Below are 21,154 nucleotides of genomic sequence, written 5' to 3'. Positions count from 1 at the left end.
TACACCTGCGAAAAATCAAGGAACTGAGATGAAACATAATACATAAATTTCAATGAGCCGATATACCAGTCTTGTGGCTAGTCGTCGTCAACCGGATGAACAGCGACATTTAAGGAGAAACATCATGGTTACAGAAGTAAGAAGGGGCGCTGAAAAAAGGACCAAGCGACTATTTAGCGGGTTTGTAAATAACCCGGTTCTTGAAGATTATTCGTTACGTTACGCACCTTCTGGATTTCGCAAATGGTCAGAATACGGAGTCGCGATGGCGGCGCTGGGTAGTATTGCCTATATGGCAGATCTTGCCATTGGTGGTTCGCTGGCCATCCAGTATGGCTTTACCAATGCTTTTTTGGGCATTTTGACGGCTGCGATTATTATATTTCTAACAGGCATTCCAATAGCCTACTATTCATCAAAATATAATGTGGATGTTGACCTTCTGACGCGCGGTGCAGGCTTCGGGTATCTTGGGTCAACGATAACATCCGTGATATATGCCTCGTTTACTTTTATATTCTTCGCGCTTGAGGGATCCGTGATGTCTCAGGCGTTTACGCTTTTCTTTGGTATACCCATCGCCATATCCTATATTATTTCCTCACTGATTATTATACCTTTGGTGGTATTCGGCATGACGGCGCTGTCAGTAGTTCAAAAATGGACTAATCCGATTTGGATCAGTCTATTCATTATCCCTATCGCAGCAATACTGATCAAAGATCCTCAGACTGTCGCTACGTGGATTCATTTCGGTGGCAAGTCTCCTAGCGGCGCAGGGTTCGACCCATTGCTTTGGGGAAGCGCCGCCGGAATTGCCCTTTCACTTATCGCGCAAATCGGCGAGCAAGCAGATTATCTTCGTTTTATGCCGAAGATTAAACCAGCAAAGAAGTGGAAGTGGTGGTTTGCCGTCCTAGCCGCTGGTCCTGGTTGGGTCGTTCTTGGTGCCACGAAGCAGCTTATGGGCTCTTTTTTGTCATCAATTGCCGCAACACACGGAACCCCCCTTGCCAATGCTAATGAACCAATTCATATGTATATTACAGGTTTTGGATATGCATTCCCGGCAGCAGCACTGATTCTCGCCGCTATTTTTATCTTTATGTCACAAATCAAAATAAATGTGACTAACGCTTACTCCGGATCACTTTCGTGGTCTAACTTTTTCTCGCGCCTGACCCATCGCCATCCTGGGAGGGTGATCTACATTTTCCTCAACGTAGGTATAGCCCTCGCCTTGATGGAAGGCAATATGTTCTCGGTTCTGGGTACCATCCTCGGATTTTATTCAAATGTTGCTGTCGCCTGGATTGGAGCCATCGTTGCAGACTTGGTAATTAACAAACCTCTTCTTAAGTTGAGCCCATCTTATATTGAGTTCAAGAGAGCTCATCTCTACAACTTTAATCCTGTAGGTTTCGGTGCGATGGTCATTGCCTCTATTGTGTCGGTGGCTGCCTTTTTTGGGGCATTCGGTCCCTGGGGTGAGTCATTCAGTGCTTTTATCGCCTTGTTTATTGCGTTTACGCTTTCGCCAATAATAGCCATCATGACGAAGGGAAAATACTACATTGCGAGAGATCCGCACTATCACGCGGGCACGCACCACGATGTACTCAATTGCGTGAGATGTGGTTTCGAATATGAAAAAGAAGATATGGCATGCTGTCCTGCACATGACGGTCCAATATGTTCCCTATGTTGCTCCTTGGATAAGGAATGTCATGATATGTGTAAAGAGGTTGTAATATTAAAAAATATTCCTGTGAAGTGTGCTTGATATTACCTCTATTAAATGGGTGTACTGCGGCATTTATTCCCGTTGATAAATTGCCACTATGAGATTTTATAAGGAGGATAAAGTACATAAATAAGGTCACATAATTGTCATACAAAGCCTCACATTGTTCATGAAGCTGAAAAACCAGGACCATCCGAATAGATAGCGGTCATCGGCACACCATAAATGCTTACTGATAGCGTAATATCTGGCCTTTCTGCCGGTGATTTTTATATTGAATCGAAAAGTTACACTTTGTCTGAAATTAAATATAGGAGCCTTAACATGTCAAAAAGAACAAAATCTATTGCTTTCGTATTTGGCTTGCTATCCGGGCTTTCCGGGTTAGCATATGCAGATGGTTTCTCCATTCCACCACCGCTCAAATTTAATGCCGGTCCTCTAGGAGAGCTTGACGTCCAGGGTGTTGCCTCTGCTATGGGCTTTGCACAGACCAACCCTGCTGGCACAGGCCTTAACGGTAAAAATTTTGGTGCCGGGATAACCAACGGTTTGATATCCATCAGTAAGCCTACCGGCCTTATACAGTTTTATCTGACTGCCGGCGCCTACAATTTTCCGAACCTTGGGCAACCCTTCCATTCCGCAAGCACTGCCTTACAAGACTTTACCGCACTCCCGTCTGCCTATCTGACCATTGCGCCATTGAGTAATTTTTCTGTTAGCATCGGACAGCTTCCCACACTGATTGGTTATACTGGAACACTTGATTATAACCGCATGAATATAGAGGGAGGATTTCCGTGGACTATTCAACCATCATTTAGTCGCGGCATCCAGATCAACTATTCCTATGGGCCGGTATCTGCATCGGTTTCTTGGAATGACGGATATTTTTCCAATCGTTATAACGTAATATCTGGCTTGCTGACCTATACGATCAACCCGGAAAACTCAGTTTCCCTCTACGCAGATGGAAATACAGGGCATACAGGCACGGTCAATGATGTGAGCACTTTACGCTTCTCCAAGAATGGTTATGTAGATAGCTCACTGGTATACGACAATAGTAATATTTATGGTCTTTACTACACTTACAGCGGTTCGAATTTTACCATAACTCCGGAAGTGCAGTACATGTACACTCCGATCAATCGGGCTTTTGGTACGACTCAAAGTTCCAACGATATCAGCGCCATGATCCACGCAGACTATTATCTCACCAAGAACTGGTCTATCGCAGCTGGTGTCGACTATGAACGCGCAAATTCAACCGGTGAGGGTACAGCGGCGACGGGCGGATATTTTGGTTATGGTGCAGGCTCCAGCGCTTTCGGAGTGATGATCACACCAACTTATGCAGATAACGGGTATTTTATTCGTGATGAACTCTCTTATGTTCACCTTACCAACTATTCCTCTGGTTTCGGCACTGGTAATAGGCCTGATCAGTTAAGAGATATTCTAGAAACCGGGTTTTGGTTCTGATCGGAGACGAGTAATATAAGTAGCTGACCCCAGAATAGCGGGGTTGGCTTTGGTTTAAGCGCGTTCAGCACCGGAACGCAATACCTGCAGATTCACCTGCACAAATGTTGCGTTCTGCAATAATTTAGGGGCCATGTTCCCCGCGCACTATTTGAGGTCGATATGGCGAGTTTGCCCAAAGGGTCTTTCACCTGCTATCACTGGATGTCCGCTACCAGTCTTGAACCGCCGTTCAGGATGGCCCCGAATACCAGCAATCTTGCCGCTTATCATAGAGTAGCCCGTTTCAACGACGGCACTAAGTCATGGTGTGCACATCCTTCTTCAAGGCATTGCGGTCGTCAGATATCTTCCTTTCTTCTGGGTTCCGCATCACTCAGATTCTGGAGCACGCCCTGTCACAGCCAGAACACCACAACCTTCTGTGGCTTGTCCCCTTTCCTACGGATGCGTTGCTCGATGTGCCCAGTGATATCTCCGCCGACGTCCAGCTTTTGCAGGACGGCATCACGGTTGCTGTCTTTGCGATAGAGCCAACCGATGGGCGTTTTCGGGTGCCCCCCAAGCCAGATCCCCACCGCATCCAGATCATAAGGATTAGCCGCATCCCGAGCAATCCTAACCTGGTTATCTACAGGGATACCAGACAGGCCAGAGGCTTCAGGGAACTCCTGGTTAAATGCAAGATTTGAAATTCGTCGCATGGTTACCAGCTATAGCTTGCGGTACCGGCCACCGGAGCAATGGCTACGATCCCGTTGCAGCATAATGTTGCCATGCAAGTGTTGGCCGACTGCAGAGCAGTTACAAAAGCACCTTTGAACATTGGGCATTCCTCCATATCAGAACCCGCTTGGGTATAGATCGAAGGAGATGGAGATACCTGAAGGGGCGGACCCGCGTCCGATCTATACCTGGCCTGGAATCAGACTAAGGGGGAGGGGAGGGGGATGAACTACAAAGAAATTGAAGTTCCAGACGAGCTGCTTTGTGACTCAGTATTTATCGAGGACAGGGCGCCAGACTTGCTCATCGCTGCGGCCTGGGCCATAAACGGGTATCGTTGCCCCGCTGAACATTTGCAGCAAGCAGAGCCAGAGGAAGATGTTGATGTGGAGTGAATCAACGGTTGACACGATCCCGCAAGACCTGCGTAAAGAGCTTTCCTTGCTTGCCGACTTGCTTCCGGAGCAAAGCCCTTTGCCATATACAAAGGCCAGACTCCTGGTGCTGTCGTGGAGCAAGCTTGGCGAGGACGCCCTGGCCTGGGCCGGAGCAAACCTGGTCATAAAGATTGATCCAGGCCATTACGAATCCGGAGATCCGGCATATGGCCCCACGCCCATGCAGGCAGTGAACCGATCGGTTGACCTTTGGCAGCCGTTCACACCTGAGCACTGGCGGGAGCATGTGCGAGAAATGGGCCTTTTCGACCTGGCGGTTTACCTGAAATTGAAGGTGGGAACGTGGGGAACGACGCCGATAGCCCGCCGGCGGCATGTCACAAAAGATCGGCTTGATGGTCTTGGACTTGGGTGTCAGATTCACCCTGCCAACTCGACTACCTCGCTCTTCATATGTGGCGAGCGATCGCTGCTTGAGATTGTTGAATTAGACCTTGCGGACCAGATCAAGTGATGTTTTGCGCACTACTTTGGAGCTGGCTGGCCATGTCGGATTTGTACCGCGCGGAGGGACATTGGTGGTGTGGGCCGGAGCGCAGATCTGCTTAGTAGTGACGGCAGAGGTTGAGTGCATTCTGAGTGCAATTTGTTGCACTCTACTGGCTGTCAACGCCTTCCAGTTCCTTTTTAAATAAGTATCCACAATCATGCAAATGCCTTCACACGGCAGGGGCCAGTGGTTCGAACCCACTACCGCCCACCATAAAACAAGCGCTTAGATGACATGTCTAGGTGCTTTTCTTATTCCTGGACACCAAGACTGTGGACGGCATGCGTTCGTGGCGTAGAATCCAACCGTCCAAGTGGGAAAGGTGATGCTGTTGCATTACTAGTGTCTACCATGATGGCTGATGTGCCGGGTCAGAGCAGTATCTCAATGGTCAGCAACCTGGGGACTGCGCTATTACGGTCATTGATCAATTATTCTAATCCTATAATGACAAAATATATTCCAGGGCAAAATAGTAGCTGTTCTTTAAGTTGCAGACCTGTCATTAAGTGTCTAGCAATATTGTCAATCATTAATATACTTGGCCCATATGCGCCAGACCGTGGGTGATTGAGGCTGGAATGGAACAGTTCGGTGAGCTTCTCAAAAAAGCAAAATGAACGACCTATCAATAAATGTGATTGATTGTGTCAATATGCTTTCCGGTATCCATGGATATCTGAATGTAACTATCTGTTTGCTAGTCAAAATACCCGGTGGCATTGAGTTTATACCATCTGCGGACATCATGAATGCTGATAAAGCGTCAAGAGCATCATTGTGGCACCGATATTGCTCATGTGAGTTCGAGCTATGGCTCAGGGTAATTTAGTTTATAATCAACACCTAATGAAAACATCGCCTAAGATTGTTAAGGAGGAACCCATGAGAAAGCTACGTGCGGCGGTTTGCTGCACCCTCGGTATTACGGTAATGACGCTGGCACAATCGGCATCCGCAGCGAACTGGTTTGAGTTGCAAGGCATTTCGCCTGCACTGGCGCCGTTGGTGTCGGTATCAGGATATTTTCAACCTACTTACACCTATATGCCAGGCACCGCGGTCACCAACAATTTAGGATCGCAGGTCCCCCACTTGAATCAAATTGCTCCGAACTTCACATCCAGCAATTCTTTCAATATCAATCGCGCACGATTGATGATTCGTGGTAATATTAATCGGGATATCTCGTATTTCCTGGCAGGCGAGTTTGGGAATAACGGGTTTACCCACATCGGCGGAAATTATACTCCTGCCATCATGGATGGGCACGCCACCTTCAGCCATTATATCCCTGGGGTGCGGATAGAAGCGGGTATTATTCGGGCCCCCGGACCGGAGCAGGCCATGCAGGGATACATGGCCTACAACTTCACATCGTTTGCCAACGTGACAACCCAGATGATGCTCCAGCCCTTTTATAACCCGAACGCGCCGCGCACCAATCCAAATCCTCAGGGAGGGGTTGCAGTGCCCGGTCAATACGGGGAAGGGGTCAATGCGTTCCGCTACACAGGACTCGAAGCCATGGACTGGTTTCGGAACGGGCCCTGGGAGTTTGCCTATGGGGCCATGGTCGGAAACTTTGGTCCGCTGACCGCCACCAACTACTCGAATAGCCCTCTGGTCGCTGCACGGCTGCAAGAATCTTATATTTTTGGGGGACACGGGCCATTTCAGAGTAGTTTGACGGGGTTCATCTGGTATCAGCATGCAACGCCCAACTTCAATGGTCACGCTTATTCGATGACTCGGGATGGTATTGGTATAGCCTATATGCAGGGTTATATGCACCAGTGGGGCCGCTGGGCAAAAGTCGAATACATGCGTGGTTCGGGTATGATTTCCGCGGGCTCCGTTTTTTCATCGCCCGTTACCGTAGCACCACCTGCACAGCAAGCGGCACTGGGTGAGGCACAAGTCTACCCGGGCAGTCAAAATACTGCCCGCGGTTATTATATCAGCGGGGGCTTGTTTATGACGCGGCGCATGGAGGTGGATTTGCGCTATGATTATTATAATCGCTTGCCCAATATTGCCGCTCAGAATCGCACCTTCAGCACTTGGGCAGTCGGTTTGCAATACCACTTCACGCCGTTGACCCGGGTAATACTCGACTATTATGTGCGTGATGTCGGTATTCCCCATCCTGGCGCCGTCACACCATTGGCTAAAAGTATTGCTAACAGCGCGGATAACGCGCTTGACCTACAGGCCGTGATTGCCTTTTGATTCCATCCCCTTTTAGGGGCAACCACACGAATTTACGGAGGTAACCGATGAAGCGAAGCATACGCGTGGCGATAATGGGTGCCGTAACGGCGTTATCCCTCCTGGGGGGGATAGGTGCAGCCGATGCCGGTATTACGGTGCTCAAAGATTCTAACTTTGCGAGCCCCACTTTCACGCATTCACACCCCTTTGCTAAGGCACACATAGTCTTGCAGGTTAGTCAGGACAGCCCTGCCCGCTGGGGGTTGGTGCTCAGTAACGCACAGAACCTCATGAATTATTTTGGCCAGGAGGAAGTGCAAATTGTCATTGTCGCTTTTGGGCCTGGGTTGAAAATGTATTTGGCGAACAGCCCGGTGGCTGAAAAGATCGCCTCGCTGGATGCAGAGGGTGTCGAATTTGACGCCTGTGATAACACTTATAAGGCAATGACCAAGGAACTGGGGCATCCCCCTAAATTGGTAAGTCAGGCCGTCATAGTTCCCGGCGGTATCGTTCGTATCATGCAACTCGAACAGCATGGTTTTGATTATGTAAAGCCATAAATAGTAACATCGGTCTCTCCCCTCGTGGTTGTTATGAGCGGTTGCAGATATATGCACAACCGCTCCTTTTTAAGGAGTGAAGTAGGATGCAAAATAAATCAACACCGGTGAAGTGGACGATTTTGAAACCCAGTTTGGCCGTATTCGGCCTGTGTTCCTTTTTTGGGATCGGCATCGCCGCTGCTGGACCGATGTACGTGGAAAGTGTCGCTGCACCGATCTCCAAGGTTATGCCAGAACTGCAAAAAGCGTTAGGTCAACACCACTTCAAGGTCGTGTTGCATCTGGATATTTTGAAGATGATTAAGGCAAAACAGCACATATTACATATTCCCAACCTGAATAAGCCAGGGTTCAGTGATGTGCAGTCTGTTGTTTTCTGCAATCCGTTTTTCTTTAACCAGCTATTAAATGCCCATTGGGAATCATCTGCGGCATGCCCACTTACGTTAACCGTATATGGCCGAGGTGGAAAAAGTTATATTGTTTATCCAAAACGTGTTGCTTTAACCGGGAACACCCCTGCCTTAAACGTTGCGAAGAAGATTGATAAAGCGGTAATCGGCGCGTTGACCAGTGTGCCCGGAGCACAGCCTGTGCGATAGTATCGGTGCATTGTCAAAACACGGAAACCAGCCACAAAAAACACCATGCGTGGTTTTGAGTTCTGTAAAGGCCAATATCCTCATCTAGGGGATTATCGGTGTCCATACGAATCCCGTCGGCTCCAATGATCCGACGGCGTTTTTTCGCCACAAGACAACGGCATCGTTATACTGCGGAAACGGGGTGCTGTCTTCCTGGCCTCTCGCCAGAGATTTTGGATTTGGCTCACCGTTCGGTTTTGTTGGTACCTTGCCGGAGTTTGAACCGGCTGGGTTTCGGTAGCGAAATAACGCCAAGGAGTCTGAAATGAAGAAAACAACGATCGCTCGCATGACCCTCTTAGCAGCATGTACGTCTATGGGTCTCTGGGGAATGACGGCGCATGCGGCGGATATGGGTTGGCACGGAAAGGCGGAGGTACCACGTTACCAGGAACAAGTTTTTCCGCCCTGGCAGCATGGCGCCAACAATCCGACGGTGAAGAAAGGATTGAACTTCACGGTCCCTGAGGTGGATGATCTGGCGGATTTCCACGGGAGTATCGATCATCCGCAGCTGGTGATCTTTGTCGGCGGCAATTACTTTTTTGCCATGGCCCCTTTGGTGGCTGCCTTCGAGAAGGAGTATCCGGAGATCAAAGGCAAAATTTATTATGAAACCTTGCCGCCCGGCATTTTAATTCGGCAGATGCAGCAGGGTAATACCATCACCGTGGGCAATATGACGTGGACCATCCAGCCGGATGTTTATGCTGCTGGCCTCAAAAAAGTAAATTATTTGATTCACCAGGGGCTCCTGCAGGGCCCGGCCGTGCCCTACGTGACCAACGACCTGACGATCATGATCGCGAAAGGAAACCCCGCGCATATCGAAACGCTACGGGATCTGGGCAAGCCGGGGATTCGGCTGTCCATGCCCGATCCCCGGTGGGAAGGGGTCGCGCGACAGATCCAGATTTCGCTGCACAAGGCCGGTGGTCCGGCTCTGGAACGCATGGTCTATGATACCAAGGTGAAAAATGGGGAGACCATTCTGACCCATGTCCATCACCGGCAAACGCCCCTCTTTTTGATGCAGGGTTTGGCTGATGCCGGCGTGACCTGGAAATCAGAGGCGATCTTTCAGGAGCAGTCGGGGCATCCGATCAGCAATATACCCATTCCCGCCAAAGACAACACCACGGCTATCTATGCGTCCGCGGTGGCCAAGGGGGCGCTGCATCCGAAGTGGGCGAAGGATTGGGTCAATTTTCTCCGGTCTCCGGTCGCACTGCACATCTTTGAGCGCTACGGTTTTAAAGCATACCATGATGCAAAATAGGGAGGTTTTCATGACCACGACCACTTTGCCCACCGGTAACGCCCCCGCCACAGGGGCTGATCATGGCTGGCGTGTCGCCGCCATTGGACTGTTGGCGGTGCGTTTTGTACAGGGCTGGATTTACTGGGGTGGCGCCACACGGCGCTTTATTTACGGGCCGCAAAAACTCAACCCCCATGATCACTGGATGGCCTATAAATTTCAGACGGCCATGCCCGGGGCTCTTTTGGGTACAGATCATATCGTTGCTTACCTGCTGCAGCACTTCTATCTCTTATATGCAGGCCTCTTGATTTTCAGCGCGATAGAGCTCGTTGGTGGCTTCATGCTGTTGGTCGGCCTTTATACGCGTCTCGCAGCGCTGGCGACCATTGGACTCTCTACGGTGTTGATGCTGCTTTTTGGTTGGCAGGGGGCCACCTGTATCGATGAATGGACTATGGCTTCCTCCAATTTTGCGATGGGCGTCACTCTGCTATTGGTCGGTAGCGGTGCCTTTTCGGTGGATAACTGGATGCTGTCACGCCGCCCTGGATTAGCGCAGAAAACGTGGTTTCGATGGATCGGTGGGAGTCTTCCACTACCACTTTCCGATGCTGCCTTCAAAAAATTTGCGCTGACGCTGTTAGGGATTTCGGTTGTTTTCATTCTGTCAACCTATAACTATTATCGTGGGTCTATAGTGACGCCATTTCATGGTGGTCCGGTAAGTCCTGGCAAACATCATATTGCTCTAGACCACGGAGTTCTCAGCGCCGATGGTTCTGTATATTTTCATGCTTATGTTGATGCAGGTACCCCCGCAACACCTTCGCATGTCATGCGTGCAGTGCTGATGAACAGCAAGACCGGGCAGGTGATTGAAACCTGGGGAACTTCGGTACTGGCGGCGATGCCGGAGAGCAATTTTCAGAATGATTTTGCCTACCAGCAATTCAAGGCAGGAAAGTTTGGACTTTTTGGAGGGGTGGGCGCTATGGCTACCATTCATCTTCCATCCATGACAGCGGGCGGGCTGCTGCCTCCTGGACAATACGTGCTCTCTTTAACCTCTGTAAATGAGCATGTATGGAAACTCCCGATGGATTTGGAGAAATAAATTGCGCACGTACCACGATAGGCAATCGGTACCTGAGTAGGTCTCGAAAACGATTGGACACAAAAAAGCACCCAGCTGATTGGCTGGGTGCTTTTTTAATGTGGTGCCGGCGAGGGGAGTCGAACCTCTGACCTACCGATTACGAATCGGTTGCTCTACCAACTGAGCTACGCCGGCGTGAGCGCGATTGTACCTGCCACTGGGCATGGCGACAAGAATCAACCGCGCTTGGTGATCAGGCGGTCTCTTCTGCTTCTTCGGGCAACTCTTCCCGACGGTGGATGAAGAAGCCCTTGAGGTAGTTGCTTTCTGGCACCGCCGGGTGGACGGGATGATCCATATCCTGACTGCCTTCGCCAATGATCTGATAGTCGCCACGCTGGGCGGCAAAAGCGATCTGGCTGAGCAGCGTTTCCCGGTTCAAGTGATGGGAGCAGGACGCCGAGAACAGGACGCCACCGGGGCTCAGCAGGCGCATCGCCATATCGTTGAAACGGCGATAGGCGATACTGCCCTCCTTGAAGTCCTTCTTTGATTTGATCAGTGCCGGAGGGTCAAGGACGATGAGGTCGAATTGCTCACCGCGGTCGCGCAGGTTGTGCAGCGTTTCCATGGCATCGCCGTGGATGCTGCGCAAGTTTGCCACCTCGTTGCGTTGGGCGTTTTCTTCCAGAATCACCAAGGCCGGTGCCGAACTGTCCACGGCGGTGACGGCGCTTGCCCCGGCCTTGGCCAAAGGGATGGCAAAGCCACCGACATAGGCGAAACAGTCCAGTACCCGGCGCCCCTGGGCGCAATCCCGCAAGCGGCGACGATTAGCACGGTGGTCATAAAACCAGCCGGTTTTCTGCCCCCCGCGCGGGTCAACCTGAAACAGGCAGTCGTTTTCCCAGACCTCCAGTCGCTCCGGAATATGCCCAAAGAGAACCTCGACGCGATCTGCCAATCCTTCCAGTCGCCGCGCTGCGCCGCTAGCCTTCAGCAAAATGCCCGCTGGGCGCAGCAGGCTTTGTAAAGCCGCCGTGATCATGGGCAGATCGCGATCCATGCCGAGGCTACCCGCTTGCAGCACCAGATAATCCTCATAACGGTCGATAATCAGACCGGGAAAACCATCGCCTTCGCCATGCACCAGGCGGTAAAAGGGTGCACTGAACAGACGCTCGCGCATCAGCAACGCCTGCTGTAACCGGGTGCGATAAAAGTCTTCATCAATGCTGACATGGGGATCGCGGCTCAATAAGCGCGCGCAGAGCAGGGTATGGGGATTGACATGGGCGAGGCCGAGGGCCTTACCCTGTGCGTCTTCCATCCGGCAAACGCTGCCGGGGGTGATGGCGCTGAGAGGGGTTTTCTGGACGTCGATTTCGTTGCTGTAAATCCAGAGGTGACCGGCGCGCAGGCGGCGATCTTCCTTGGGACGCAAGCGAAGAATGGGGTATGGACTGGCAGAAGGCATAAGTTGACCTGATGGTAAAAGCGGGAGTGCCCCAGAAGCATGGGGTATGGACATTCCGGCGCATTTTACAGACTTTTCAACTGCTCGTATATTGAGCACGCCATACGGCGGTGTTCCGCTTCCGATTGATCTGGTATTTTACCGAGGAGGATATGTGCCCAGTGCCGACCAAATTCGTGCCATCCGTTGGGAGGAGGGCCAGCTCTGCCTTCTCGATCAAAGATTGTTGCCACAGCAGGAAACCTGGTTAAAGCTCAGTGATTATCGCGCGGTGGCGGTAGCGATTCGGCAGATGGTAGTGCGTGGTGCCCCGGCGATCGGTATCACCGCCGCTTATGCCATGGCGCTGGCCGTCAGTGAGGCGAGCACGCATGCGAACTGGCAGGCATGCCTGCTGAGTGCCGCCGACGAGATCAAGGCGGCGCGACCGACGGCGGTGAATCTCGCCTGGGCGACGGACCGGCAGCTGGCCCTGGCGCGATCGGCATCTACTGCAGAACAGGCTGGTGCCGCGCTCTTACAGGCCGCCCACGACTTGCTCCGCGACGACATTGCCGATAACCAGCGTATGGGTCGTTACGGCGCGGAGCTCTTGCCGGCGGAGGGGGGTATCCTCACCCACTGCAATACGGGCAGTCTCGCTACCGGCGGATACGGCACGGCACTGGGTGTGATTCGCGCCGGAGTTTCTGCTGGTAAGCAACTCCATGTTTATGTGGATGAAACCAGGCCATGGCTGCAGGGCGCGCGGCTCACTGCCTGGGAGTTGCAGCAGGACGGCATTCCCTTTCATCTGAATGTGGACAGCGCGGCGGCCTATCTGATGCAACAGGGCCTGATCCATGCGGTGATCGTCGGGGCCGACCGCATTGCCGCCAATGGCGACGCGGCGAACAAGATTGGCACCTACAGCCTCGCTGTACTGGCGCAATATCATCAGATTCCTTTTTATGTCGCGGCGCCTTTGAGTACGGTGGATTTCGCCATGCCCGATGGCGGCGGCATTGCCATCGAAGAACGTCCTGCCGCCGAGGTGCAGCAGTGTGCGGGCCATGCGCTGGCGCCAGAAGGTGTCGAAGTGCGCAATCCGGCTTTTGATGTCACCCCCGCCAGCCTGATTACCGCGATCATCACCGAGCGTGGCGTGGCGCGCCCCGGGTTTCAGGCGGCGCTCCAGGCGCTGGCCGCTGGCCACATGCAGGCTTAGCCCTGCTGTGGCATAATGCCGCGTTGAAGAAATAATCAGGGGTACTCAGTCTCCACATGATCGCATTCGCTAAAGAAACTATTCCTGTCAGTCTCGAAAAGGAGATGCGCCAGTCCTACCTCGATTACGCCATGAGCGTGATCGTCGGCCGCGCCCTTCCCGACGCCCGCGATGGCCTCAAGCCAGTGCATCGTCGTGTGCTCTTCGCCATGCACGAAATGAACAACGACTGGAATAAGCCCTATAAGAAGTCGGCGCGTGTCGTCGGTGATGTCATCGGTAAATACCATCCCCATGGCGATACCGCGGTTTATGACACGATGGTGCGGATGGCGCAGGACTTTTCCATGCGCTACCCGCTCATCGACGGGCAGGGTAACTTTGGTTCGGTGGATGGCGACAGTCCCGCCGCCATGCGTTACACCGAAGTGCGTATGTCCCGAATCGCTCACGAAATGCTGGCGGATCTGGAGAAGGAAACCGTCGATTTTGGTCCCAACTACGATGAAAAGGAGTGGGAGCCGCTGGTCATGCCGGCACGTATTCCCAACCTGCTGATCAATGGTTCGGCGGGCATCGCTGTGGGTATGGCCACCAATATTCCACCCCACAATCTGACGGAAGTGATCAGTGCCTGTCTGGCGCTGGTGGATGATCCCGAGACTTCGGATGAAGATTTGTTCACCCTGGTCCCGGCGCCGGATTTCCCGACGGCAGGCTTTATTCATGGCCGCGCCGGCAGTATCGAAGCCTACCGCACCGGGCGGGGCCGGGTGGTCATGCGTGCGCGCTGCGAGTTCGAGACGGACAAGAAAACCAACCGGCAAAGCGTCATTGTCTCCGAGCTGCCCTATCAGGTAAACAAGGCCAGACTCATTGAGCGCATCGCCGAGATGGTCAAGGAAAAGCGTCTGGAAGGCATCAGTGATCTGCGCGACGAGTCCGATAAATCGGGCATGCGTATCGCCATTGAACTCAAACGCGATGCCAATGCCGATGTGGTGCTGAATAATCTCTACCAGCACACGGTTATGCAGAGCGTGTTCAATATCAACATGGTCGCGCTGCTGGACGGAGCACCGAGAACCCTTGGTCTGCGCGATCTGCTGCAAGCCTTCATCCAGCATCGCCGCGAAGTGGTTACCCGGCGTACCGTCTTTGAACTGAAGAAGGCACGCGATCGTGCCCATATCCTCGAAGGTCTGGCAGTGGCGCTGGTCAATCTGGATCCGCTCATTAGCCTGATTCGGGCAGCCGCCAACCCGGCGGAAGCCAAGGCGCAGATGCTGGCGAAATCCTGGGAGCCGGGCATGGTCGCGGCGTTGTTGGTCGAGCGTGCTGAGCCTTCTGAGGGTATGCAGGCCGATGGCTATCATCTGTCCGAGACCCAGGCCCAGGCTATTCTCGATCTGCGTTTGCACCGTCTGACCGGGCTGGAGCAGGACAAAATCCGCGATGAATACCTGGCCTTGTTGGATCGCATCCGTGAGTTGCTGGAGATTCTCGGCTCAAAGACCCGGCTGATGGAGGTCATCCGCGAAGAGTTGGTGGCTATCCGCGATCAGTACGGAGATGCCCGGCGCAGTGAGATTGTGGCGGACACCGGTGATATTTCGACGGAAGATCTGATTACCGAAGAGGAAATGGTGGTGACCTTCACCCACGCCGGTTATATCAAGGCGCAGCCAGTGACGGTCTTCAATGCCCAGAGACGGGGCGGCAAAGGCAAGATGGCCACCACCACCAAAGAAGAAGACTTTGTCGAACGCATGTTCTGCGCTTCGACCCATGCCTATTGTCTATTCTTCAGCAATCTCGGTAAGGTTTTCTGGCAGAAGGTATATCAGTTACCGCAGGCGGGTCGCGGTGCCAAGGGCAAGCCCATCGTCAACATGTTGTCCCTGGCACCCACGGAGCGTATCACCGCCGTGTTGCCGGTTCGAGACTTTACCGAGGGGCAGTTTGTTTGCATGGTGACCTCCCACGGTGTCGTCAAAAAGACGCCGGTCATGGAGTATTCCCGCCCGCGCAGTCAGGGTATCAATGCCATCAACCTCGACCCCGGCGATCGTCTGGTCGCCGTGGGCCTTTCCGACGGGCAGCGCGAGTTCATGCTCTTTACCCGGCATGGTATGGCGGTGCGTTTCCCCGAGGCGAAAGCCCGGGCCATGGGGCGTAATGCCCGGGGCGTGCGCGGCATCAGTCTGGAAGAGAATGATCGGGTGATCTCGGCACAGTGGGTGGACTCCAGTCAGGTGATCCTCACCACTACGGCCAATGGTTACGGTAAATTGACGGAAGTGGATGAATACCGCCGTACCAACCGGGGTGGAAAAGGTGTTATTGCCATCCAGACCAACGCGCGCAATGGTGATGTGGTCGGCGCGCTGGCGGTAACGGAGCGGGACGAACTGATGCTGGTCTCCGATCACGGCACCCTGATTCGTATTGCCATCAACAGCATCCGTCGTACCGGCCGGAATGCGCAGGGGGTGCGCCTGATTAACCTGGGCGAGGGTGAGCAACTGGCGGGACTGGCGTTGATTGCCGATACGGAAGAAGAGGAGGGGGAGCAGACTGATCTGCCCCAGTAACACATCATGAAATATCCCGTTTATAATTTTGGTGCGGGTCCGGCGATGCTTCCCCATGTGGTGCTGGAGCAGGTGCAGGCGGAGTTGCTCGATTGGCATGGCCGCGGTATTTCGGTCATGGAAATGAGCCATCGCGGTGCAGATTACATGCAGATTATCGCCGAGGCCGAGCAGGACCTCCGTGACCTCCTGCAGGTTCCCGCTCATTATAAGGTGCTGTTTTTACAGGGCGGTGCGACCCTGCAGTTTGCCATGGTTCCCATCAACTTGCTGCGCGGTCATGCGCGGGCGAGCTATGTGCAGACCGGTATCTGGTCTGCAAAAGCCATAGCAGAGGCCAGGCGTTTTGCGACCGTGGAAGTGGCGGCCAGCAATGCGGATCGTCAGGCCCGTGTGGTGCCTCTGCAATCGGAGTGGCAGGTTAGCGCCGATACGGCCTATGTGCACATTGCCGGCAATGAAACCATCGGTGGTCTGGAGTTCGATTTTGTCCCGGAACTGGGCGATATCCCGCTGGTCAGTGATGCTTCTTCCCATATCCTCTCAAAGCCGGTGGATGTCAGCCGTTTTGGCCTTATTTATGCCGGTGCCCAGAAGAACATCGGGCCGGCCGGTCTGACCCTGGTCATCGTCCGCGACGACCTCATCGGTCATGCGCCGACCGGTACTGCAACTATGCTGGACTACGCCGTGCACGCTAAAGAGGGCTCCATGCACAATACGCCCCCGACCTTTGCCATTTACGTGGCTGCATTGGTGTTCAAATGGTTGCAGCAGTTGGGCGGATTGGGCGCTATGGCGGAGATCAATGCGCGTAAGGCCGCGTTGCTGTATGCGGCGATTGATAACTCTGGCGGCTTCTATAACAACGCCATAGAGCACCGTAATCGCTCGCAGATGAATGTGCCCTTTACCCTGCACGATGCGGTATTAGACGCGATATTCCTGAAAGAGGCGGATGCGCAGGGACTCCTCCAACTCAAGGGGCACCGTCTGCTGGGTGGTATGCGCGCTTCTATCTACAACGCCATGCCGGAGGCTGGGGTGCTGGCGCTGGTTGACTTCATGCGGGATTTCGCCCGTCGCCAGGGTTAGGGAGGCAGCTTATCTCATGAGTGTACGAACGCTTCCCGAATTGCGCGGGGTCATTGATCAGGTGGATGCACAAATCCTCCAGTTACTGGCGGAGCGGGGCCGCCTGGCTGCTGAAGTCGGTGCAGTGAAGCGCGCCGCTGACGAGACGAATTTTTATTATCCCGACCGGGAGTCGGAGATTCTTCGCCGGGTGATGGCGGAGAATCCGGGGCCTTTTTCTGCGGAGCAAATTGCCACTATCTTCCGCGAAATCATTTCTGCTGGTCTGGCCCTGGAAGAGCCGTTACAGGTGGCTTACCTCGGTCCGGCAGGCACCTTCTCGCAAATGGCGGCGCAAAAGCATTTCGGGCGGGCTGCGGTATTTCAGCCGACGGCAGGTATTGCCGAGATTTTCCGCCTGGTAGATAGTGACCAGGTCCGCTTCGGCGTGGTACCGGTGGAAAATAGCACTGAGGGCTCCGTCAATCTCAGCCTCGATCTGCTGCTGGATTATCCGCTGCATATATGCGGCGAGGTGCAGTTACGTATCGTCCATAATCTGGTGGGCAAAGGTTCGCTGGATGCTATTCGGCGGGTCTATGTGCACTACCAGACCCGGGCTCAGTGTCGCCAGTGGCTTGCGGCCCACTTGCCGCAGGTGCAATTGGTGGATGTCTCCAGCAATGCCGTGGCGGCTGAACGTGCAGCGGCGGATGCCGAAGGTGGTGCAATTTCCACTGCGGTGGCTGCGGAAGCCTATGGCCTCGATATTCTGGCTGCCGGTATTGAAGACAATCCCGAGAACACCACGCGCTTTTGGGTGATCGGTAAGATCAGTACCCGCTCCACAGGGAACGACAAGACCAGTCTGGTGGTGGCTGCGGCCAATCGCCCCGGGAGCCTGCATGCGCTGCTGTCGCCATTGGCCGGTGCCGGGATCAGCCTCACGCGCATTGAGTCGCGACCGGCACGCTCCGCTATTTGGGAGTACATCTTTTATCTCGATCTGCTCGGTCATTGTCAGGATGCCGCCATTGCACCGGTGTTGGATGCCCTCGCGCAACAGGCGTCTTTCTATCGCTGTCTCGGCAGTTATCCCAGGGCGGTATTTTAATGTGCAATAAATATCTGGAATATGCGGCAGCGGGGGTGTCTGACTTGCGTCCTTATCAGCCGGGTAAGCCCTTGGCGGAACTGGAACGGGAACAGGGTATCCGTGATGCCATCAAGCTGGCCTCCAATGAAAATCCGCTGGGACCGAGCCCTATGGCGCTGACGGCTATCCGTGCTGCGCTGCCTACCCTGGCTCTATATCCCGAGGGATCAGCGCCAGAGTTGCGCGCGTTGCTGGCGCGTCAGTTAGATCTGGACCCCAGGCAATTTATCTTCGGCAACGGTTCTGATCAGGTGGTGGAGTTTGCCGTACGCGCCTTTGCTGGGCCGGGGACCGAGGTGATTGTTTCACAATATGCCTTTGCTGCTTATGCGATTGCTGCGCAAGCGAGTGGAGCGACCGTGCGGATTGCCCCGGCACGGGACTACGGTCATGACCTGGAGGCTATGGCCGGTCTGCTCAACGCACAAACCCGGCTGGTTTTTATCGCCAACCCCAATAATCCCACGGGTACGTACCTTACAGCGGCGGCGCTGGAGACCTTTATCGACAGTGTGCCTGCGCATGCCCTGGTGGTGCTGGATGAGGCTTATCTGGAACTGATGGATACTGCAGATTATCCTGACGGTAAGCTGTGGCTGCGGCGCTTCAGTAATCTGCTGCTTACCCGGACCTTTTCCAAGGCCTATGGGTTGGCAGGCCTGCGTTGCGGTTACGGCATTGGCCACCCTGACTTGATAGCAGTGCTGGAGCGGGTTCGTCAGCCATTCAATGTCAATACGTTGGCGCAGGTGGCAGCGCACGCTGCGCTCACGGACCGCGCCCATCTACGGGCTACCTTGGCCAACAATCACCAGGGAATCGTGACCCTCCGCGACGGATTACGTAATCTTGGATTGACAATCCTGCCGCCTGCAGGCAACTTTACCGCTTTTGCCGTACCAGGGGGTGGACCGCGCGTCTACGACGCGCTGTTGCAGCGGGGCGTGATCATCCGGCCGCTTACCCCTTACGGCATGCCGGATCATCTGCGGGTCAGTGTTGGCCTGCCGGTGGAAAATCAACGCTTTCTAAAAATGCTGGGCGAGGTCCTGTAATCCCATGATCGTCATTGTTAAACCACAAGCTACCGCAGAGCAGATGGAGCACCTGCTGGAGCGTATCCGCCAGTTTGGCCTGCAGCCCATGGTCAGTACCGGTTCCGAGCGCACCGTGGTCGGTCTGTTAGGAGATGAGCGCTTGTTGCCTGAGGGGGCACTGGAATCCTTGCCTGCCGTGGAACAGGTAATGCCTATTCTAAAGCCCTACAAGCTCGTGAGCCGCGAGTTCAAATCCACCGATACGGTGATCGAGGTGCGTGGTATTCCCATCGGGGGCAAGCAGATTCAAGTGATCGCTGGCCCCTGTTCGGTCGAAACACCGGAGCAGATGCGCAGCTCTGCAGAGGCCGTCAAGGCGGCGGGCTGCCGTCTGATGCGCGGTGGAGCTTTCAAACCCCGCACCAGCCCCTACACCTTCCAAGGCGTGGGCGACGAAGGTCTGGATTATTTCCGGACCGCCGCCGATGCCGTCGGTCTGCCCATCGTTACCGAACTGATGGATGTCCGCAAGATTGATCTTTTCCTCGAAAAAGGGGTGGATATCATTCAGATCGGCACGCGCAACATGCAGAACTTCGATCTTCTCAAAGAAGTCGGGCGTCTGGATGTGCCGGTCATACTCAAGCGCGGCCTGAGTGCCACCATTAAGGAATGGCTCATGGCGGCCGAATATATCGCTGCTCACGGTAACCACCGAATTATCTTCGCCGAGCGTGGTATTCGCACCTTTGAGACGGCCTATCGTAATGTCCTTGACGTCACCGCTATTCCGGTCCTCAAGCGGGAGACGCATCTGCCGGTTATCGTCGATCCCAGTCACGCTGGCGGTAAGGCTTGGCTCGTGCCGCAATTGTCCAAGGCCGCCATTGCGGCCGGTGCAGATGGTTTGCTGGTGGAGTCGCATCCCTGTCCCGAAGAAGCCTGGTGCGATGCCGATCAGGCCCTGAGTCCGCAGCAACTCATGACGCTGATGGGTGATCTGCGTAAAATCGCCGAGGCCATCGGTCGCGAACTCTAGCATGTCAGGCATTCCTTTCCAGCGAGTCACTATTATCGGCCTTGGCCTCATGGGCGGGAGTGTCGCTAAAGCCTTGCGCAACAGGGGCTTCGCCGGATCGCTGGTGGGTGTGCTTGCAGATGCGGCGGCGGTTCAGCGCATGGGGTCTGCGGTGCAGCAATGGCGGATCAGCCTGACCCATGAGTTGGAATCGGCGCTGCGAGATGCCGACCTGGTCCTGCTGGCTACCCCTCCGCAAATCATCTTGCAGCAGTTGCCGGAATGGGCGCGTCATATATCCTCAGAGACCTTGGTCAGCGACGTCGCCAGCATCAAAGCGCCGATAGCGCAATTGGGTCGTCAATTGCTGGGAGATCGCTTCATCGCTGGGCATCCCGTGGTTGGTGGAGAAAAAACCGGATTTGCAGCGGCGCAGGAGAGTCTTTATCAAGGGACGCGTGTCATCCTGACGCCGCTGCCGGGACAGGCGCTTAATGCAGTAAACGCTTTAGGCGACTTTTGGCAGAACCTCGGTGCGACTGTCTCGCAAATGACGCCGGAGGCCCATGATCAAGCACTTGCTGCGACCAGCCATTTGCCCCATTTACTCGCCTTTGCCTACATGGCAGGCCTGGATGATCAGGCCCCTGTGCTGCGTGATCTCGCTGGCGGAGGGCTCCGTGACTTTACCCGAATAGCGGCCTCTGACCCCGATCTCTGGGCAGCTATCCTCTGGGAGAATCGTGCAATTGTCGGGCAGCATCTGCAGGCTTTGCAAAAAACCCTCGGCAATGTCGAGCAGATACTCGCAGGGAATGACAGGAGCGCCCTGCGAACCTTGCTGGAGCGTGGTCGCGACTGTCGTCAACAATTTCAATTTCCTCCGGTACATCCCTGAATC

The 21,154-nt window shown here is 54.1% G+C and carries 18 protein-coding genes and 1 tRNA gene; 16 read left to right on the top strand and 3 right to left on the bottom strand.

The genetic code is table 11. From position 1 onward, the window contains the following. The first annotated feature begins 124 nt into the window (after positions 1–124). Both H2515_RS08795 and H2515_RS08790 read left to right on the top strand, forming a co-directional pair. Complete coding sequence (locus tag H2515_RS08795) at positions 125–1,783, top strand: purine-cytosine permease family protein (RefSeq protein WP_198659860.1); 1,659 nt, start codon at positions 125–127, stop codon at positions 1,781–1,783. A gap of 285 nt (positions 1,784–2,068) precedes the next feature. Then, positions 2,069–3,232, top strand: a complete 1,164-nt coding sequence (locus H2515_RS08790) for an outer membrane beta-barrel protein (protein WP_198659859.1) — start codon at positions 2,069–2,071, stop codon at positions 3,230–3,232. Between the two features lie 398 nt (positions 3,233–3,630). Here H2515_RS08790 and H2515_RS08785 read toward each other — a convergent pair whose 3' ends face one another. Next, positions 3,631–3,936 carry a hypothetical protein gene (locus H2515_RS08785; RefSeq protein ID WP_198659858.1) on the bottom strand — a complete coding sequence of 102 codons (306 nt, stop codon included), beginning with the start codon at positions 3,934–3,936 and terminating at the stop codon, positions 3,631–3,633. A gap of 246 nt (positions 3,937–4,182) precedes the next feature. Here H2515_RS08785 and H2515_RS08780 point away from each other — a divergent pair, with 246 nt between their 5' ends. The 7 genes from H2515_RS08780 (at position 4,183) to H2515_RS08750 (ending at position 10,708) form a co-directional block, all read left to right on the top strand. Further along, complete coding sequence (locus tag H2515_RS08780) at positions 4,183–4,353, top strand: hypothetical protein (RefSeq protein ID WP_198659857.1); 171 nt, start codon at positions 4,183–4,185, stop codon at positions 4,351–4,353. Then, positions 4,343–4,870 (top strand): hypothetical protein, encoded by a 528-nt coding sequence (locus H2515_RS08775; protein WP_232821307.1) that lies wholly within the window; start codon positions 4,343–4,345, stop codon positions 4,868–4,870. The genes H2515_RS08780 and H2515_RS08775 overlap by 11 nt, the downstream gene beginning before the upstream one ends. Positions 4,871–5,791: 921 nt before the next feature. Then, the gene (locus H2515_RS08770) at positions 5,792–7,138 is read left to right on the top strand and encodes a porin (protein ID WP_198659856.1); all 1,347 of its coding nucleotides are present in this window, start codon (positions 5,792–5,794) and stop codon (positions 7,136–7,138) included. A gap of 47 nt (positions 7,139–7,185) precedes the next feature. After that, complete coding sequence (locus H2515_RS08765; protein WP_035192497.1) at positions 7,186–7,683, top strand: DsrE family protein; 498 nt, start codon at positions 7,186–7,188, stop codon at positions 7,681–7,683. Positions 7,684–7,769: 86 nt separating this feature from the next. Then, on the top strand, positions 7,770–8,288 hold the full coding sequence (locus H2515_RS08760) for a DUF302 domain-containing protein (protein WP_198659855.1): 519 nt from the start codon (positions 7,770–7,772) through the stop codon (positions 8,286–8,288). Between the two features lie 307 nt (positions 8,289–8,595). Further along, positions 8,596–9,609, top strand: coding sequence for a substrate-binding domain-containing protein (locus H2515_RS08755; protein ID WP_014028790.1), 1,014 nt, complete (start codon positions 8,596–8,598; stop codon positions 9,607–9,609). A 10-nt stretch (positions 9,610–9,619) separates the two neighbouring features. Continuing rightward, positions 9,620–10,708 (top strand): TQO small subunit DoxD, encoded by a 1,089-nt coding sequence (locus tag H2515_RS08750; protein ID WP_035192491.1) that lies wholly within the window; start codon positions 9,620–9,622, stop codon positions 10,706–10,708. Positions 10,709–10,809: 101 nt separating this feature from the next. On the opposite strand, the gene H2515_RS08745 is transcribed toward H2515_RS08750, so the two are convergent. Beyond that, a tRNA-Thr gene (locus tag H2515_RS08745) sits at positions 10,810–10,885 on the bottom strand. 58 nt (positions 10,886–10,943) lie between these two features. Further along, positions 10,944–12,167: a class I SAM-dependent rRNA methyltransferase gene (locus H2515_RS08740; protein ID WP_198659854.1), complete on the bottom strand. Its 1,224-nt coding sequence runs from the start codon at positions 12,165–12,167 to the stop codon at positions 10,944–10,946. Between the two features lie 154 nt (positions 12,168–12,321). Here H2515_RS08740 and mtnA point away from each other — a divergent pair, with 154 nt between their 5' ends. Genes mtnA through H2515_RS08705 form a run of 7 tightly spaced genes read left to right on the top strand, consistent with a single transcriptional unit; the run spans position 12,322 to position 21,151 of the window. Continuing rightward, on the top strand, positions 12,322–13,374 hold the full coding sequence (gene mtnA / locus H2515_RS08735) for an S-methyl-5-thioribose-1-phosphate isomerase (RefSeq protein WP_014028793.1): 1,053 nt from the start codon (positions 12,322–12,324) through the stop codon (positions 13,372–13,374). A gap of 56 nt (positions 13,375–13,430) precedes the next feature. Next, entirely contained in the window at positions 13,431–15,968 is a 2,538-nt protein-coding gene (gene gyrA, locus H2515_RS08730; protein WP_198659853.1) for a DNA gyrase subunit A, read from the top strand. Between the two features lie 6 nt (positions 15,969–15,974). Continuing rightward, entirely contained in the window at positions 15,975–17,063 is a 1,089-nt protein-coding gene (gene serC / locus H2515_RS08725) for a 3-phosphoserine/phosphohydroxythreonine transaminase (RefSeq protein WP_065413540.1), read from the top strand. Positions 17,064–17,079: 16 nt separating this feature from the next. Then, positions 17,080–18,156, top strand: a complete 1,077-nt coding sequence (gene pheA, locus H2515_RS08720) for a prephenate dehydratase (RefSeq protein ID WP_014028796.1) — start codon at positions 17,080–17,082, stop codon at positions 18,154–18,156. Continuing rightward, the gene (hisC, locus tag H2515_RS08715) at positions 18,156–19,253 is read left to right on the top strand and encodes a histidinol-phosphate transaminase (RefSeq protein ID WP_065413539.1); all 1,098 of its coding nucleotides are present in this window, start codon (positions 18,156–18,158) and stop codon (positions 19,251–19,253) included. The genes pheA and hisC overlap by 1 nt, the downstream gene beginning before the upstream one ends. A 4-nt stretch (positions 19,254–19,257) precedes the next feature. After that, the gene (aroF, locus tag H2515_RS08710) at positions 19,258–20,274 is read left to right on the top strand and encodes a 3-deoxy-7-phosphoheptulonate synthase (protein WP_014028798.1); all 1,017 of its coding nucleotides are present in this window, start codon (positions 19,258–19,260) and stop codon (positions 20,272–20,274) included. A 1-nt stretch (position 20,275) separates the two neighbouring features. Beyond that, a complete protein-coding gene (locus tag H2515_RS08705) occupies positions 20,276–21,151 on the top strand; it encodes a prephenate dehydrogenase (RefSeq protein ID WP_083091514.1) in 876 nt (291 codons plus the stop codon). Positions 21,152–21,154 lie beyond the last annotated feature (3 nt).

This window comes from Acidithiobacillus ferrivorans, from assembly GCF_016250455.1.
In the GTDB taxonomy this organism is placed as follows: Bacteria; Pseudomonadota; Gammaproteobacteria; order Acidithiobacillales; family Acidithiobacillaceae; genus Acidithiobacillus; species Acidithiobacillus ferrivorans.
Note: the sequence above shows the minus strand (reverse complement) of the source record. Positions and strands in the feature narration are given on the sequence as shown.

Bases quoted from the DNA above. Each gene is read 5' to 3' on its own strand.
- H2515_RS08795 (WP_198659860.1), top strand. From the start codon at position 125: ATGGTTACAGAAGTAAGAAGGGGCGCTGAAAAAAGGACCAAGCGACTA.
- H2515_RS08790 (WP_198659859.1), top strand. From the start codon at position 2,069: ATGTCAAAAAGAACAAAATCTATTGCTTTCGTATTTGGCTTGCTATCC.
- H2515_RS08785 (WP_198659858.1), bottom strand. From the start codon at position 3,936: ATGCGACGAATTTCAAATCTTGCATTTAACCAGGAGTTCCCTGAAGCC.
- H2515_RS08780 (WP_198659857.1), top strand. From the start codon at position 4,183: ATGAACTACAAAGAAATTGAAGTTCCAGACGAGCTGCTTTGTGACTCA.
- H2515_RS08775 (WP_232821307.1), top strand. From the start codon at position 4,343: ATGTGGAGTGAATCAACGGTTGACACGATCCCGCAAGACCTGCGTAAA.
- H2515_RS08770 (WP_198659856.1), top strand. From the start codon at position 5,792: ATGAGAAAGCTACGTGCGGCGGTTTGCTGCACCCTCGGTATTACGGTA.
- H2515_RS08765 (WP_035192497.1), top strand. From the start codon at position 7,186: ATGAAGCGAAGCATACGCGTGGCGATAATGGGTGCCGTAACGGCGTTA.
- H2515_RS08760 (WP_198659855.1), top strand. From the start codon at position 7,770: ATGCAAAATAAATCAACACCGGTGAAGTGGACGATTTTGAAACCCAGT.
- H2515_RS08755 (WP_014028790.1), top strand. From the start codon at position 8,596: ATGAAGAAAACAACGATCGCTCGCATGACCCTCTTAGCAGCATGTACG.
- H2515_RS08750 (WP_035192491.1), top strand. From the start codon at position 9,620: ATGACCACGACCACTTTGCCCACCGGTAACGCCCCCGCCACAGGGGCT.
- H2515_RS08740 (WP_198659854.1), bottom strand. From the start codon at position 12,167: ATGCCTTCTGCCAGTCCATACCCCATTCTTCGCTTGCGTCCCAAGGAA.
- gyrA (WP_198659853.1), top strand. From the start codon at position 13,431: ATGATCGCATTCGCTAAAGAAACTATTCCTGTCAGTCTCGAAAAGGAG.
- serC (WP_065413540.1), top strand. From the start codon at position 15,975: ATGAAATATCCCGTTTATAATTTTGGTGCGGGTCCGGCGATGCTTCCC.
- pheA (WP_014028796.1), top strand. From the start codon at position 17,080: ATGAGTGTACGAACGCTTCCCGAATTGCGCGGGGTCATTGATCAGGTG.
- hisC (WP_065413539.1), top strand. From the start codon at position 18,156: ATGTGCAATAAATATCTGGAATATGCGGCAGCGGGGGTGTCTGACTTG.
- aroF (WP_014028798.1), top strand. From the start codon at position 19,258: ATGATCGTCATTGTTAAACCACAAGCTACCGCAGAGCAGATGGAGCAC.
- H2515_RS08705 (WP_083091514.1), top strand. From the start codon at position 20,276: ATGTCAGGCATTCCTTTCCAGCGAGTCACTATTATCGGCCTTGGCCTC.